At 35.3% G+C, this 14,189-nt stretch carries 18 protein-coding genes; 15 read left to right on the top strand and 3 right to left on the bottom strand.

All coding sequences use genetic code 11. The annotated features are described in order from the left end of the window. The first annotated feature begins 8 nt into the window (after positions 1-8). On the top strand, positions 9-713 hold the full coding sequence (locus FEZ13_RS17980; RefSeq protein ID WP_146553803.1) for a DUF554 domain-containing protein: 705 nt from the start codon (positions 9-11) through the stop codon (positions 711-713). On the opposite strand, the gene yyaC is transcribed toward FEZ13_RS17980, so the two are convergent. Then, a complete protein-coding gene (yyaC, locus tag FEZ13_RS17975) occupies positions 672-1,268 on the bottom strand; it encodes a spore protease YyaC (protein WP_243881391.1) in 597 nt (198 codons plus the stop codon). The two genes, FEZ13_RS17980 and yyaC, sit on opposite strands and share 42 nt — an antisense overlap. 87 nt (positions 1,269-1,355) lie before the next feature. Between yyaC and FEZ13_RS17970 the strand changes: the two genes are divergently transcribed. The 3 genes from FEZ13_RS17970 to ychF all read left to right on the top strand — a co-directional run bounded on the left by FEZ13_RS17970 (position 1,356) and on the right by ychF (position 3,628). Further along, the gene (locus FEZ13_RS17970; protein ID WP_146553818.1) at positions 1,356-2,231 is read left to right on the top strand and encodes a mechanosensitive ion channel family protein; all 876 of its coding nucleotides are present in this window, start codon (positions 1,356-1,358) and stop codon (positions 2,229-2,231) included. Positions 2,232-2,233: 2 nt separating this feature from the next. Then, a complete protein-coding gene (locus tag FEZ13_RS17965; RefSeq protein WP_146553802.1) occupies positions 2,234-2,440 on the top strand; it encodes a DUF951 domain-containing protein in 207 nt (68 codons plus the stop codon). A gap of 87 nt (positions 2,441-2,527) precedes the next feature. Beyond that, positions 2,528-3,628, top strand: coding sequence for a redox-regulated ATPase YchF (gene ychF, locus FEZ13_RS17960; RefSeq protein WP_146553801.1), 1,101 nt, complete (start codon positions 2,528-2,530; stop codon positions 3,626-3,628). Positions 3,629-3,800: 172 nt separating this feature from the next. Here ychF and FEZ13_RS17955 read toward each other — a convergent pair whose 3' ends face one another. Beyond that, the gene (locus FEZ13_RS17955) at positions 3,801-4,349 is read right to left on the bottom strand and encodes a DUF3267 domain-containing protein (protein WP_146553800.1); all 549 of its coding nucleotides are present in this window, start codon (positions 4,347-4,349) and stop codon (positions 3,801-3,803) included. Between the two features lie 171 nt (positions 4,350-4,520). Here FEZ13_RS17955 and rpsF point away from each other — a divergent pair, with 171 nt between their 5' ends. From rpsF to FEZ13_RS17930, 5 genes are all read left to right on the top strand, one after another. Further along, on the top strand, positions 4,521-4,808 hold the full coding sequence (rpsF, locus tag FEZ13_RS17950) for a 30S ribosomal protein S6 (protein ID WP_146553799.1): 288 nt from the start codon (positions 4,521-4,523) through the stop codon (positions 4,806-4,808). A gap of 41 nt (positions 4,809-4,849) precedes the next feature. Next, positions 4,850-5,392, top strand: coding sequence for a single-stranded DNA-binding protein (ssb, locus tag FEZ13_RS17945; RefSeq protein ID WP_146553798.1), 543 nt, complete (start codon positions 4,850-4,852; stop codon positions 5,390-5,392). 62 nt (positions 5,393-5,454) lie between these two features. Beyond that, entirely contained in the window at positions 5,455-5,691 is a 237-nt protein-coding gene (rpsR, locus tag FEZ13_RS17940) for a 30S ribosomal protein S18 (RefSeq protein WP_146550437.1), read from the top strand. Positions 5,692-6,033: 342 nt separating this feature from the next. Next, complete coding sequence (locus FEZ13_RS17935) at positions 6,034-6,354, top strand: hypothetical protein (protein WP_255473242.1); 321 nt, start codon at positions 6,034-6,036, stop codon at positions 6,352-6,354. 576 nt (positions 6,355-6,930) lie between these two features. Next, on the top strand, positions 6,931-7,491 hold the full coding sequence (locus FEZ13_RS17930; protein WP_186725974.1) for an Imm64 family immunity protein: 561 nt from the start codon (positions 6,931-6,933) through the stop codon (positions 7,489-7,491). 89 nt (positions 7,492-7,580) lie between these two features. Here FEZ13_RS17930 and FEZ13_RS17925 read toward each other — a convergent pair whose 3' ends face one another. Continuing rightward, positions 7,581-7,910: a DUF3889 domain-containing protein gene (locus FEZ13_RS17925; protein ID WP_146553796.1), complete on the bottom strand. Its 330-nt coding sequence runs from the start codon at positions 7,908-7,910 to the stop codon at positions 7,581-7,583. A gap of 227 nt (positions 7,911-8,137) precedes the next feature. Between FEZ13_RS17925 and FEZ13_RS17920 the strand changes: the two genes are divergently transcribed. The 6 genes from FEZ13_RS17920 (at position 8,138) to dnaB (ending at position 14,145) form a co-directional block, all read left to right on the top strand. Beyond that, on the top strand, positions 8,138-8,521 hold the full coding sequence (locus FEZ13_RS17920) for a hypothetical protein (protein WP_146553795.1): 384 nt from the start codon (positions 8,138-8,140) through the stop codon (positions 8,519-8,521). Between the two features lie 2 nt (positions 8,522-8,523). Then, complete coding sequence (locus FEZ13_RS17915) at positions 8,524-8,709, top strand: hypothetical protein (protein WP_146553794.1); 186 nt, start codon at positions 8,524-8,526, stop codon at positions 8,707-8,709. Positions 8,710-9,396: 687 nt separating this feature from the next. Beyond that, complete coding sequence (locus FEZ13_RS17910) at positions 9,397-10,338, top strand: YybS family protein (protein ID WP_146553793.1); 942 nt, start codon at positions 9,397-9,399, stop codon at positions 10,336-10,338. Positions 10,339-10,351: 13 nt separating this feature from the next. Continuing rightward, complete coding sequence (locus tag FEZ13_RS17905; protein WP_146550446.1) at positions 10,352-12,328, top strand: DHH family phosphoesterase; 1,977 nt, start codon at positions 10,352-10,354, stop codon at positions 12,326-12,328. Beyond that, a complete protein-coding gene (gene rplI / locus FEZ13_RS17900) occupies positions 12,325-12,774 on the top strand; it encodes a 50S ribosomal protein L9 (protein ID WP_146550447.1) in 450 nt (149 codons plus the stop codon). Before FEZ13_RS17905 ends, rplI begins: the two co-directional genes overlap by 4 nt. 12 nt (positions 12,775-12,786) lie before the next feature. Beyond that, positions 12,787-14,145 carry a replicative DNA helicase gene (dnaB, locus tag FEZ13_RS17895; RefSeq protein ID WP_146553792.1) on the top strand — a complete coding sequence of 453 codons (1,359 nt, stop codon included), beginning with the start codon at positions 12,787-12,789 and terminating at the stop codon, positions 14,143-14,145. The last annotated feature ends 44 nt before the right edge of the window (positions 14,146-14,189 follow it).

Raw genomic sequence — 14,189 nt, 5'->3', positions numbered from 1 at the left:
GGATTTTTTTGGTTTTATTAGGAACAATTATTAATGCGCTGCTTATTGCAGTAGGATCTATTATCGGTAGATTTTTACAAGGGATCCCCGACAAGATGAAAGAGACAGTTATGCAGATTATTGGGCTTGCTGTCGCAGTACTCGGTATCAAAATGGGAATTACGAGCGATAATTTTATTGTCATTATTGTGAGTCTCGTCATTGGAACCATTATTGGTGAATGGATTGACTTAGACTTACAGTTGAATCGATTTGGCAAATGGATTGAACACAAAATAGGAAACAAGGGCGAAAACGGTGATATCGCCCAAGGATTTATCACAAGCACATTGATTTTTGTTATTGGTTCAATGGCGATTATTGGTGCACTTGATAGTGGTCTTCGAAATGACCATTCTGTGTTAATAACAAAGGGGATCATCGATGGATTTACTGCGCTATTTTTAGCTTCAACTTTAGGAATCGGTGTCCTATTAGGTGCAGTTTCAGTATTCGTATATCAAGGAGCCATTGCTTTGTTTGCAGGCCAAATAAGCATTCTAATTCCTGATGCTTTACTGGATACCTTTATTCAGCAAATGACAGCAACTGGTGGTGTGATGATTTTAGCGATCGGATTAAATATGATGGGGATCACCAAAATACGTGTAGCCAATGTCTTGCCAGCTATTTTAGTTGTTGCGATTGTAGTTACGATGATGCATGTTTTTTAGGGAATGGCGGTGAAAAGCTAAATAGACAGCACGTGCAATTCGATTGCTCATTTCATATGTTACATTTAATCTTGTCGTCTGTAATACGGTATGTTCCATAAAGCCACCAAAATTGACGATTCCTTTTATAGAAACGTCTCCGATTGGTGGCAATTCTTTTTTTACAGCCTTTCCTGGTAAAAGTGGCCCAGGCTGGAAAAGAATTTCACCTATCCGTTGCTGTTCACCTAAACAAGCATCAATGGCTACAACAAATGGTTTGGTAGAGTGTTCTTGCAAAGAGTCTACTGTTTCTTTTAAATTTAATGCATGTAATGGTTGCTCTAAGGATCCGATGATTTTATAGGGAAATGAAACATAGTTTGACAATAAACTGCCGGTTAATGGTCCTAAAGCATCTCCTGTAGATCGATCAGAACCAATACAACAAAACACAAGATTTTCATGATGAAATGGTATATGCTCTAATAAGAATGAGCTTAAACGCCAGATGGCACCTGAGTCCTTATAATGTAATGCATATGAGAAAGCGGAATTAGAAATTGGAAGTGTCAAGTGATCTTCACCTTCTTCTTTTTCTGCAGTATACGTCTGATAAAAATTTTTTATGCAAGAGGAGTAGCAAAAGTGAAATTTGAGAGTATGTATAATCACTTTATGAAAGAATTGACAGATGAGAAAAATTGGAATGCCATAGGAATTGCAACAGTGAAGATTATTACGATTATCTTATTATCGATTATAATTGTTCGCGTTGCGAAGATAGCTATTCGAAAGTTCTTCGATATTCGGATGAAAAGCCCAATTGCTTTAAATACTACTGCTGAACGCCGCTATCGAACAATTTTAAGATTGTTGCAAAGCGTGATTAGCTACGTCGTGTACTTCTGGGCCATTATTGCCATTTTATCTGCTATGAACATTAGAGTTACAGGTCTACTAGCTGGTGCTGGAATTATTGGTTTGGCTGTTGGGTTTGGTGCACAAAGTTTAGTAAAGGATATCATTACTGGCTTTTTCATTATTTTTGAGGATCAATTTGGTGTAGGTGATTACATTAAAATCACGTCAACTGAGGGAACAGTGATGGAAATCGGTTTGCGTACAACTAAGATTAAAGGAATGTCTGGAGAGATCAATATTATTCCAAACGGTTCTATTACAGAGGTTGTCAATTATTCCATCAATAACTCGATTGCGATCATAGATGTCAGTGTGGCCTATAATTCGGATATCACAAAAGCTGAAAAACTAATCGAGCAATACTTAAAAACGCTACCAGCTAAGCATGAAGAAATTGTTTCAGAACCCACATTACTGGGTGTACAAAATGTCGTGGGAGCGGAAGTGACATTAAGAATTTCTGTTGAAACATTGCCAATGCAGCATTTTGCTATTTCACGAATGATTCGCCGGGATGTCAAAGATATTTTTGATCGCAATGGCATTGAAATCCCTTATCCAAAAATGATGGTTTATGAACGCAATAATGATCAAAAAATTGAAGAAGGAGAGTAAAGATGGAAGCGAAAAGATATGGACTTGGTGATATAGTTGAGATGAAAAAACAACATCCATGCGGGACGAATAAATGGAAAATTATTCGTATGGGGGCAGATATCCGTATTAAATGTGAGGGATGCCAACATAGTGTGATGATCCCACGAAGAGAGTTTGAAAAGAAAATGAAGAAAGTATTAATATTTGCCAATCCATCTGGAGAATAGACTTTTATTTAGCAAATATCTATAATAAACAAGTTGAATAATTAATAATTGAAATAGCACTTATTTTGTTGAAAGGTTGTGGAAAGAATGGCTTTAACAGCCGGTATCGTAGGTTTACCAAATGTGGGTAAATCAACATTGTTTAACGCAATTACGAAAGCGGGAGCACTTGCAGCGAACTATCCATTTGCAACAATTGATCCTAATGTAGGAATTGTAGAAGTTCCAGATGCACGTTTAGATAAATTAACTGAATTAGTACAACCCAAAAAAACGGTTCCAACCGCATTTGAATTTACAGACATCGCTGGTATTGTCAAGGGAGCTAGCAAAGGGGAAGGCTTAGGCAATAAATTCTTAGCACATATTCGAGAAGTAGATGCGATTACTCAAGTAGTACGTTGCTTTGAAGATGAAAATATCACGCATGTTGCTGGTAAAGTAGATCCCATCAGTGATATTGAAGTCATCAATTTAGAACTGATTCTTGCTGATTTAGAAACGGTAGATAAACGCTATGCGAAAGTAGAAAAATTAGCTCGTCAAAAAGATAAAGAAGCTATGGTGGAAACACCCATTTTAGCAAAAATCAAAGAAGCATTTGCGGCTGAAAAACCCGCTCGTTCTGTCGAATTATCTGATGATGAACGAAAAGTGATTAAGGGTTTAAATTTATTAACTATCAAGCCAATGCTATATGTTGCCAATGTTTCTGAAGATGAAGTAGCGGATGCGAATAACAACAAATACGTACAAGCTGTGCGCGAATATGCAGCTGCTGAAGGTGCAGAGGTAATTGTTATTTGTGCCAAAATAGAAGAAGAAATTGCTGTTCTTGAAGATGATGAGAAAGCAATGTTCCTAGAAGAACTAGGCATTGAAGAATCGGGTCTTGATCAACTAATCCGTGCATCTTATAGTTTACTTGGATTAGCTACATACTTCACAGCAGGTGTGCAAGAAGTAAGAGCTTGGACATTCCGAAAGGGCATGAAAGCACCACAATGTGCAGGGATTATCCACTCTGATTTCGAACGCGGTTTTATCCGTGCAGAAACAGTTTCTTATGATGATTTGATGGAATACGGCTCTATGAATGCTGCCAAAGAAGCAGGCCGTGTGCGTCTTGAGGGCAAAGATTATGTTGTACAAGACGGCGATATTATGTTATTCCGCTTTAATGTATAGGTTTGAAAAATAACCACATCTTATAACAGAGCCAGCAATAGAATATGCGAATGTCAAGAGTACGGATGCTGAAATTCAGCCATTCTGTGCTCTTGTTTTTTCGTTGCATGAATTAGGTAGTTTCTCACTTTTAAAGTATCTTTTATAGAAAAAATTAGGATAGTTAATCCAACTATTCATTTATGTAAATATATAATTTAGGATAATGTGGATCGTCCTTAACCAAATAATTTTCTGGATATTTTTGAAGTTGGGTATACATCATAAAATCTCCAATGGCTCCGGCAATTAGCCATGCGCCTAAAAAGAGCCACAAATTGCTGTTGACCATAAAACCAATCGCAGCTGGAATGACACCTGTTAGCCAAAAAGGAAGTAATAATGCCCTTTTCATAGCTTTAACGGATAATAATTTCGTCGTTGTAGCATAGGCAACCCCCATTTTGAAATTGACTCCATATTTTAAACTGCTAAGTGGTACCTTTCCAAAAAGGATAAAACCAAGTAGATGACAAATTTCATGTAGAATAATGAGTGCAATATATATAACGATAAAGAGTAGGCAACTCAAAAAAGTTATATGAAAAGTAAAATGATGATGAACGCATCCATTTACCAAAAAGAACGTAATCATTAAAAATATCGTCCAAAATAAGTTCTGCCATGCCATTTTAGGAAGATCCAATTCAATGGTATCAATCGGTTCAGAAGAATTTCTCATTTGATCACCTCATTTTTAGTATAAGGAATGAAATCTTTCTTGCCTAGCAAAGTTAGTTGCGTAATATTTTGTACTATGTTAAAATATGTTGATGTGAGTGGTAACAATTACTAACTCCTTGCCGATTGTTTTGAACTTTTGGCCAAAGTCCATAAGGAGGTGCTTATACTAATGAAAGCATACGAATTAATGTATATTATTCGTCCAAACATCGAAGAAGATGCTAAAAAAGCTTTAGTTGAACGTTTCAACGAAATCTTAACTTCTAACGGTGCTGAAATCATCGAATCAAAAGAATGGGGCAAACGCCGCCTAGCTTATGAAATTAATGACTTCCGCGAAGGTATCTACCAAATCGTAAAAGTTAACGCTGATTCAAAAGCTATCGATGAATATACTCGTCTTGCAAATATTAGCGAAGATATTATTCGTCATATTGCAGTTCGTGAAGAAAACTAATTTGAATTTGAATAAAATGCAGAAAAGGAGGTTGCATTCTGATGATTAACCGTGTCGTACTAGTTGGAAGATTGACAAAAGATCCAGAACTTCGCTACACACCAAATGGCGTTGCTGTTGCTCGTTTTACACTTGCTGTAAATAGAACGTTTGCTAACCAACAAGGTGAAAGACAAGCGGACTTTATCAACTGCGTTGTTTGGCGTAAACAGGCTGAAAACACAGCAAACTTCTTGCGTAAAGGAAGTCTTACGGGTGTTGAAGGTCGTATCCAAACAGGCAGTTTTGAAGGGCAAGATGGTAAACGCGTTTACACAACTGAAGTTGTAGCAGACAGTGTTCAATTCTTAGAACCACGTAGTGCTACTGGAGATCGCCAACAAGGTCAACCATCATATAATGGTGGCAATCAGCCATATGGTGGTGCTCCACAACAGGGAAATTATCAACAGTCATCTTATCAACAGAATCAACCACCTAGTCAGCAAAATTATACACGTGTAGATGAAGATCCGTTTGCACCGATTAACAACAATAGTAGCAATGGCAAAGTCGACGTAACAGAAGACGACTTACCATTCTAAGTAAATGGCTTATTGCACGTTATATATGAATCATTCATTTGATAAAGGAGGGAAACTACACAATGGCACCACGTAGAGGAGGTCGCAAACGCCGTAAAGTTTGCTATTTCACTGCTAACAACATTAAACATATCGATTACAAAGATGTTGATTTATTAAAAAAATTCATCTCTGAACGCGGAAAAATTCTTCCACGCCGCGTGACTGGTACAAGCGCTAAATACCAACGTAAACTTACATTAGCTATTAAAAAGGCTCGTGTAATGGCTTTACTACCATTCACTGCAGAAGATAAATAATACATCTAAATAAAAAGACACAACGAGGTTCAACCAACCTTTGTTGTGTCTTTTTTTTGTTGTATAAATCTATATTTGCTGCTTTTATAATATTATTATTGGCGGTTTTATTTGGTTCAATAGGAAGTGTATTAGCGCTCTTTATTATCCAAGATGGTTTTGCAATATTTTATGGTTTGCAGCTAGCATACTATTTATTAATAAATAGTATACTTATTTTTACGATTGCCATTTCAGTAACTTTGGTAAGAAAAAGTAAAAAGTATTTATCGCTATGGTGGTAAAAGAGCTTTAAAAAGATACTTAAGGAGATAATAATAGATTTTTATTAGGAGATGCTATATGGAACATATTTGGAATCGTATTATATTGATAATAAGCACTGTCTTAATAAGTATCGTGTCAATAGTAAGTCCTGTATTTCCATTTGCCGGCGATAAAAGTTTAAACTCAAAAAAAATTGATGCGAATATAAAAAAATTATCACAAATTGACTGGTTTAAAGAGATCTATGAATCAGAAAAATATCGACATTTATTTTTTGAAAACCGAAATGTACGAAAATATTTATCAAACAATTTAAGGGTTAATCAATTGATCAGACAACAGAATCAGCAGGAAAAATTCATACAATTTCTTAATAAGCAGCTGAAGATTAAGTGACGAGCTATGAATACGATAATTAGAAAACATTTAAAAGTATTAAGAAAGGTAATAAAGTATGGAGAGGTGTAATATGGAATATATTTTGATTGTCTTAGGCATAATACTCTGTCTATTTTCAATAATGTATTTTAATTATAATTGTTTGTATAGTTATATCTCCAACAATTGCAGTAATTTATCCAGCTTTATATACATTTTTAATTTTACTAGTTTGTATTTCTTTGATAAGAAAAGAAGTAAAAAAATCAACAAAGTATATAAACATTCTTTCTATTATAAATATACTGACTATAATTATTGTACAATTTATCCTTTTCTAATTTTTAAATAAGTATCAAGATAACTCTGAAAATAGACTTTAATATAAGTTTGGATTCCCCTAATCTATTTTGTGTGGGTTGGGAGTTCCTCTTCTATTTTGAGATAATAGGCACAAATATAAAATCACATAAAGTTGTTCTAAATATGTGATAAGGCATTAAGTATTACATAATGATTAATACGCACATCTATTCTACTGTCATACGAAAGCATGGGTTTAAATAGTATCAATATAGAAAGGATATTGTTACATTGGAAAATAATATATGTGTAGGTCTGGTATATAATGAGTTCAGTTCGATTCAAAATGAACTCCAAAATATAATTGATTATCTGATAAAAGTTAAAACAATTATTGTAAATTCTAAAGTAGCATTAGATGAGGATGGAAATGAATGGATAGAAAAGTATTCTTCAAATATTAATTGTGAACTACTAGCAAAATATTATTATGGAGAAATCAATGGTTCTATAAGTAATTTTAATGGGGCAGAACAAATGCCAATCAAAATAAGTATCCAAAAAGAAAAGGACTTTTTTGGCTATATTTTTTATTTTGACGATATTCAATTAAGAAAACTATTTTCAATAGACGAAATAGAAAAAATAATACTAGATTTTATTTATGAATTAAAAAGTTTAAGTTTCACGCAATTTAAATATGCATTTTGCGATCATGATGCTGATGTAGAATATCATCCAAAGAGAAAGAAAAAAATTGATAAATCTTATTCTTTAGTATACTGGCCAAAGAAGGATCAAAATTTAATCATACGAAATAGTTGGAAGATAGATGGTATTACCCAAAGATAACCGAATAAACTTTGAGTGTTAAATCCTCAAGGTACCATGGATTGAAAAACAATAAGTGTTGCGTAAGGTTGTATCTTTTTTCAGTTTATTTATCTAGAAATTTCCTGAAATTCAATGTTGGTCACTTTTTGAGTGTCTTTCATGTACGTAATTTTTACGAAAACACCGAATTCGTTATCACCATCTTTTAACCAAAGTCTATATTTTTCAATCGATGAATTTCCTATCATTTCGTTTCCTTCATACAGATAGTCAATAATTTTCGCATTAGGATATTTGGAACGTGTTTCTTTTATAGCAAGCCTTCCTAATTCAGCATATACTGAATTTTCCTGTTGTGCATGTGTACTAATCGGAAGATAGGCTGCCACTGAACTAAACTTAGTAAGAATGCCAATTGCGATTAATGATTTTCTCATAATGATCTCATTTCTTCATAGGATGGGTAGTTTATCGATTTCTAAACGATTGAGCAAAAATCAAATATCGAGACGTAAATAATTTCGATAATAAATATAATTGAAGTCTTTTTTGAAGTAAATCCTAATCAATTTGGAAGTCGTAAAGAGTAATAGGATAGAGGTGAATGCTCACCTTCTAATGTCTATAGCATTGAAAGTAGAAACTACAAGGTGGCGTGGTGGCAATGAAAAATATATATGTAAGTGATTGCTTAAGCGGAGAGAAATTTTGCTATTCCTTTGAACAAAATATAAAAGGAATTACAAGATTAAATTGCACATTATTAATTGAAGAAGATGAGAACCCAGATACGGATAGTGATTATAACGTGTTGTATGATTTTATTTATAAATTAAAGCAGTTCCCTGTTTATATACATGTTATCGAAATGATAGATAATCCTAATATATGTAATATGCCAAATACATCATATAAGAAGTATCTTTATACCAATAAACATTTTGTAACGAGGTTAGATAATATAAAACAATTTAAGGAATATTTTCCTGACATTTTCTTAGATGCTTTAAATGGAGGGAATGTTGTAGTTTCTTCAGAAAAAACATAGAGTTGATTTTAGATGAACAAACAAATCAATATAAGTATATGTTTGACTTTTCGATAGAAAACCAAAATAATAATAAATTTTATTTATGGGTTGGCTATGATGGTGTAGGATTTGACTTCCATTCTAATTTTAAAGCGCATCCTTTTGTTAATATGCCGATAGTTGAAGAATGTGATGAAACACAATAAAAAGATAACACACATATTGATTTTACAAAAATTAGGAGAATTATGCTTGGCATAATTTTTGAAGAACCCTGTATTTTTAGGACCGTTTATATAGATTGGAGCGGAGACTTGCTTGAGTCCTCGAAAATGCATACGCATTTGCTTCGTGTGGTGTCGATTCGATGAAGCCAATTCAATGCCCCGCGGGAAAAGCGAATAGATGAGACCTCGCAGCATAGCCATTTAAGGAACGGAATCTAAGAACGCCACGTCCTGTGACAACGATTCCGTGACCAATATCCTGTTGCCCTCAGCATTCGCCCGCGGGAAAGCGAGCAAGCCTTCGCTGTAATCAACGAATCTCCCTATTTTCATGGATTAAATTGGATGATCAACACGCCTGAAAAGATATTATATACATAAGACATCCTCAAAATATAAGGTGCTGTGGTAAATGGAGTTTTCTTTAAGTGATTTATTAATAGGCGACGATTTTTCCTATATTTTCAAAAATGAAAAAATCCTCCCCATGTCAAAACTTCACTTTATCATTTTAATTGTAAAATATATCCTTTGGATGAATAATTGGCATATAATTCACATATAATCGTCTAATTTAATACTCGCAAGCTTTTGTTCGATATCATGAAACATGGTACAATAGTAAGATAAAACAATAGATTTTCTTTACGAAAAGGAAGGTTTTAAATGCCGGAAAATCAGACAAGAAGAATTACGCATGGCGCTATGATGGTCGCATTGTTTACGATATTATTAGCCATCTCTACATATATACCACTGCTAAATATCGTAACCATTTGGTTTATCTCTCTACCAGTTGCTTGGTATAGTGCAAAGTATAGCCGTAGTTCCTCGCTATTAGTCGCAATTGTTAGTGTTGCCATGTCAACCTTGATTTGTGGGATCATGACTTTGCCTCTAGCTATTGTGGTTGCGGTTATTGGATTTGTTATTGGTGATATAATACGTTCAAAGAAAAGTAAAATCTTTTTATTGATGACCACAGCATTTGTGGTGTTGATTTCTATTACAATCGAGTATATTGTTTCTGTTAAATTATTCAATATAGATATTTTGAAAGAAATGACGATGAATATTCGCAAAAGTTATGAGAAGTCAAATGAGATCGCGAAGGCAATGACAGGGCAGGCACCAATCTCAGCTGAACAATTGAATACAATGATCGATACTATACAAATGGGCATGCCCACGATTATAACATTGTTAGTCTTTTTTTTAACGTTTATTATTATTTCTGTGAATTTGCCATTGTTACATCGTTTGGGTATAGAAGTTCCAAAATTTGCGCCATTTAGAGATTTGCGATTACCACGCGCTATTTTATGGTATTATCTTGCGGTGTTAATCATCACCTTATTTATGAAGCCGGATGTTGGATCGTTTATTTATATAGTTGTATTAAATTTATCTTTTCTTTTAAGTATGCTATTCCTGTTACAAGGTATTTCATGTATACACTTTTTCATGTATCAGCAAGGATGGCCAAAATGGACTGCCTATGTTGGTACAATCTTAGCTTTTCCACTAAGCTCATTTGTTATTTTACTGGGGATTACAGATTTAGGTTTTAATATCCGCGGGCTTATTAGTGGCATGACGAGAAAATAAGGAGTTGAGATTTATGGGTACTCTTTTTAGAAAACGACCAATACGATATCCTCTTTTCATCCTGTCATTGCTCGGAATAGCAGGTATTATCATATGTGTAATGTGGAATCTATTGACAGGAATTGTGTATGGAATCGTTCTAATATTAATATTAGTTCTTACTTGGAAGGCTGAGTCCGACACCTATAAAGAGACGGAGAAACATATTGAAATGTTATCCTACCGTCTAAAAAAAGTAGGAGAAGAAGCATTACTTGAAATGCCGATCGGGATTGTATTAATCAATGATCAGTTTCAAATTGAGTGGACGAATCCCTACATGCTACGAATATTGGGAAAAGATTCATTGATTGGTGAAGAAGTTTTTTCTTTATCCGACGACTTGTATAACCTGATCAAACATGAGGAGTCAAATGAACTTAATATTACATTAAAAGATCGTAAGTACCATGCGTTTTATAAACCGGAGGAAAAACTTCTTTATTTCTTTGATATTACAGAACAAGTAGAAATGGAAGCACTTTACTATGATGATCGTACAGTAATCGCTATTCTGTTTGTTGATAACTATGATGAGATTACTCAAGGTATGGATGATCAAACACGTAGCCAAACGAATTCCCTTGTGACTTCCCTTGTAAATAATTGGAGTATCACCAATGGGATTTATTTGAAACGCGTAGACTCCGATCGATTTATAGCGGTTATGAATGAATCCATTTTACAAGAATTAGAAAAGAAAAGATTTGCTATTCTAGATGATATTCGTGAAATCACGGCACAGCAAAAATTATCTTTAACATTAAGTATTGGCGTTGGAGCGGGTTCACAGTCCCTATTAGAATTGGGGGAACTCGCACAATCTAGCTTAGATTTAGTACTGGGTCGTGGGGGTGACCAAGTAGCGATCAAGCAACCAAATGGAAAGGTAAAATTCTATGGTGGGAAAACAAATCCTGTTGAGAAACGCACAAGAGTACGTGCACGTGTTATTTCGCATGCACTAAGGGATTTAATACAGGATAGTGATCAAATCTTTGTAATGGGCCATAAAATGCCTGATATGGATGCTATCGGTGCAGCTATCGGTGTTCGTAAGATGGCCGATATGAATGATATTGACGGTTATGTAGTGGTCGACTTTGATAATATTGATAATAGTATCAATCGTTTAATGCAGGTTGTGAAGGAAAAATCTGATTTATATGATCGCTTTATCACGCCAGAAGAAGCACTGGATAAAATAACAGATAAGTCATTATTAGTGATTGTGGATACACATAAACCAAGTTTGACTATAGAGGCAAGATTGTTAAATAAATCTGATAAAGTCGTCGTCATCGACCATCATCGCCGAGGAGAGGAATTTGTTAAAAATCCCATGCTTGTTTATATGGAGCCTTATGCTTCTTCAACAGCTGAGTTGGTCACAGAATTATTAGAATATCAACCAAAAAATGATAAAATAACTATGTTGGAAGCGACAGCTTTGCTAGCTGGTATTATCGTCGATACGAAAAGTTTCACATTACGTACAGGTGCAAGGACTTTTGAGGCTGCCTCTTATTTACGGACAAATGGAGCAGATACGGTACTTGTACAACGACTTTTAAAAGAAGATATAGGTACGTATATTGAGCGTTCTAAGATTGTTCAGACCGCTGAATTTGTTCATAGTGGAATCGCTATTGCAAGAGGTGATAGTGATAAAATATATAATTCGGTGTTAATCGCTCAGACAGCAGATATTTTATTAACGATGAAAGATATATCTGCCTCTTTCGTAGTTGCCCATCGGAATGATGGGACAATTGGCATTAGTGCACGATCCTTAGGTGAGATTAATGTTCAACTTGTGATGGAGGAATTAGGCGGTGGCGGGCATTTAACAAACGCTGCATGTCAATTAGAAGTACAAACAATCGATGAAGCCATCAAAAAACTAAAGGTAGCAATAGATGATGTATTAGAAGGGAGTACGGAAGTATGAAAGTCATTTTCCTAAAAGATGTTAAAGGGCAAGGTAAAAAAGGTGAAACGAAAGAAGTTTCAGACGGCTTTGCACGTAATGTATTACTAAAGCAAAAAAGTGCTGTTGAAGCAACACCTGCTGAATTAGCAAAATTAAAAGCTCAAAATAAACGTGCCGCTGCAAATGCTGCGCAAGAATTAGAAGATGCGAAAGCATTAAAGCAAACTTTAGAAGGTTTGACAGTGGAGTTAACAGCAAAACCCGGTAAAGATGGTCGTCTATTTGGGTCGATTACGGCAAAACAAATTGTGGAGCAATTACAAAAAGACCATGGTATTAAAATCGATAAACGTAAGATGGAACTTAAAGAAGCGATACGTACTTTAGGCGTCACGAAAGTACCTGTAAAACTTCATCATGAAGTAACGGCTATATTGTCAGTACACGTTGCAGAGCAAGAGTAAGGAGAGACATTTATGAACGATCCACAATTGGACCGCGTTCCGCCTCACAACCAAGAAGCTGAACAATCAGTCATTGGGGCAATATTTCTTGAACCACAGGCTTTGATCACAGCTTCTGAAATTTTAATTCCTGAAGATTTTTATCGTTCTGCTCATCAGAAGATTTTCCAAACAATGTTACGTTTGAGTGATCAGGGGAAAGCCATTGATGTCATTACCGTTACAGAAGAATTATCATCACATAACGAATTAGAGGACGTCGGTGGCATTTCCTATATTACTGAAATTGCCAATGCTGTACCAACAGCTGCGAATGTTGGGCATTATGCTCAAATTGTATCTGAAAAAGCATTGCTACGACGCTTGATTCGAGTAGCTACAAAAATAGTAGAAGATGGCTATACGCGTGAGGATGAGGTAGATACTTTACTCTCTGAAGCTGAGAGTAGAGTAATGGAAGTGGCGAATCGTAAAAATGCCGGTGACTTTAAGCATGTAAAAGATGTTCTTGTTGAGACATATGCAAATGTAGAGCATTTGCAAAATCGCAAGGGTGATATAACTGGTATTCCGACAGGATTCCGTGACTTGGATCGTTTAACAGCTGGCTTTCAACGAGGGGATTTAATCATTGTTGCTGCCAGACCATCCGTTGGGAAAACGGCCTTTGCATTAAATGTTGCACAGGCAGTTGGTACCCAAACGGATGAAAATGTAGCTATTTTCTCGCTCGAAATGGGTGCAGAACAGCTTGTTATGCGTATGCTTTGTGCAGAAGGGAACATCGATGCGCAAGTTTTACGTACAGGTGCTTTAAATTCAGAAGATTGGCGTAAACTAACAATGGCAACGGGTACCCTTTCTCGTGCGGGCATTTATATTGATGATTCTGCGGGTATTCGGGTTAGTGAAATTCGTGCAAAGTGTCGGCGATTAAAGCAAGAACATGGTTTAGGAATGATCTTAATCGATTATCTTCAGCTAATACAGGGAAGCGGTTTAGCAGGTCAAAATAGACAACAAGAAGTATCAGAAATTTCACGTTCACTTAAAGCTTTAGCTCGTGAATTAGAAGTTCCAGTCATTGCGCTATCTCAATTATCTCGTGGTGTTGAACAGCGCCAAGATAAACGTCCGATGATGAGTGATCTTCGTGAATCTGGGAGTATCGAGCAAGATGCCGATATCGTAGCATTCTTATATCGTGAAGATTATTACGATAAAGAAACAGAAGATGCCAATACCATTGAAATTATTGTGGCTAAACAACGTAACGGCCCAACAGATACGGTCAAATTAGCATTTAAAAAAGAATTCAATAAATTTGTTAGCGTTGATTGGACTGCTGAAGCACCAGCAGGAGGCTATTAAATAAAAAACACGAACATTGGTGACTGACGTATATGATATGTTCG

The sequence above is a fragment of the Rummeliibacillus sp. SL167 genome (genome assembly GCF_007896505.1).
GTDB classification, from domain to species: domain Bacteria; phylum Bacillota; class Bacilli; order Bacillales_A; family Planococcaceae; genus Rummeliibacillus; species Rummeliibacillus suwonensis.
The sequence above is the reverse complement of the archived record's forward strand: the minus strand, read 5'-3'. Positions and strand labels throughout refer to the sequence as shown.

What these genes read in the sequence shown, in the direction of transcription:
- FEZ13_RS17970 (WP_146553818.1), top strand. Translation starts at nt 1,356, where the DNA reads ATGTATAATCACTTTATGAAAGAATTGACAGATGAGAAAAATTGGAAT.
- FEZ13_RS17965 (WP_146553802.1), top strand. Translation starts at nt 2,234, where the DNA reads ATGGAAGCGAAAAGATATGGACTTGGTGATATAGTTGAGATGAAAAAA.
- ychF (WP_146553801.1), top strand. Translation starts at nt 2,528, where the DNA reads ATGGCTTTAACAGCCGGTATCGTAGGTTTACCAAATGTGGGTAAATCA.
- FEZ13_RS17955 (WP_146553800.1), bottom strand. Translation starts at nt 4,349, where the DNA reads ATGAGAAATTCTTCTGAACCGATTGATACCATTGAATTGGATCTTCCT.
- rpsF (WP_146553799.1), top strand. Translation starts at nt 4,521, where the DNA reads ATGAAAGCATACGAATTAATGTATATTATTCGTCCAAACATCGAAGAA.
- ssb (WP_146553798.1), top strand. Translation starts at nt 4,850, where the DNA reads ATGATTAACCGTGTCGTACTAGTTGGAAGATTGACAAAAGATCCAGAA.
- rpsR (WP_146550437.1), top strand. Translation starts at nt 5,455, where the DNA reads ATGGCACCACGTAGAGGAGGTCGCAAACGCCGTAAAGTTTGCTATTTC.
- FEZ13_RS17935 (WP_255473242.1), top strand. Translation starts at nt 6,034, where the DNA reads ATGGAACATATTTGGAATCGTATTATATTGATAATAAGCACTGTCTTA.
- FEZ13_RS17925 (WP_146553796.1), bottom strand. Translation starts at nt 7,910, where the DNA reads ATGAGAAAATCATTAATCGCAATTGGCATTCTTACTAAGTTTAGTTCA.
- FEZ13_RS17920 (WP_146553795.1), top strand. Translation starts at nt 8,138, where the DNA reads ATGAAAAATATATATGTAAGTGATTGCTTAAGCGGAGAGAAATTTTGC.
- FEZ13_RS17910 (WP_146553793.1), top strand. Translation starts at nt 9,397, where the DNA reads ATGCCGGAAAATCAGACAAGAAGAATTACGCATGGCGCTATGATGGTC.
- FEZ13_RS17905 (WP_146550446.1), top strand. Translation starts at nt 10,352, where the DNA reads ATGGGTACTCTTTTTAGAAAACGACCAATACGATATCCTCTTTTCATC.
- rplI (WP_146550447.1), top strand. Translation starts at nt 12,325, where the DNA reads ATGAAAGTCATTTTCCTAAAAGATGTTAAAGGGCAAGGTAAAAAAGGT.
- dnaB (WP_146553792.1), top strand. Translation starts at nt 12,787, where the DNA reads ATGAACGATCCACAATTGGACCGCGTTCCGCCTCACAACCAAGAAGCT.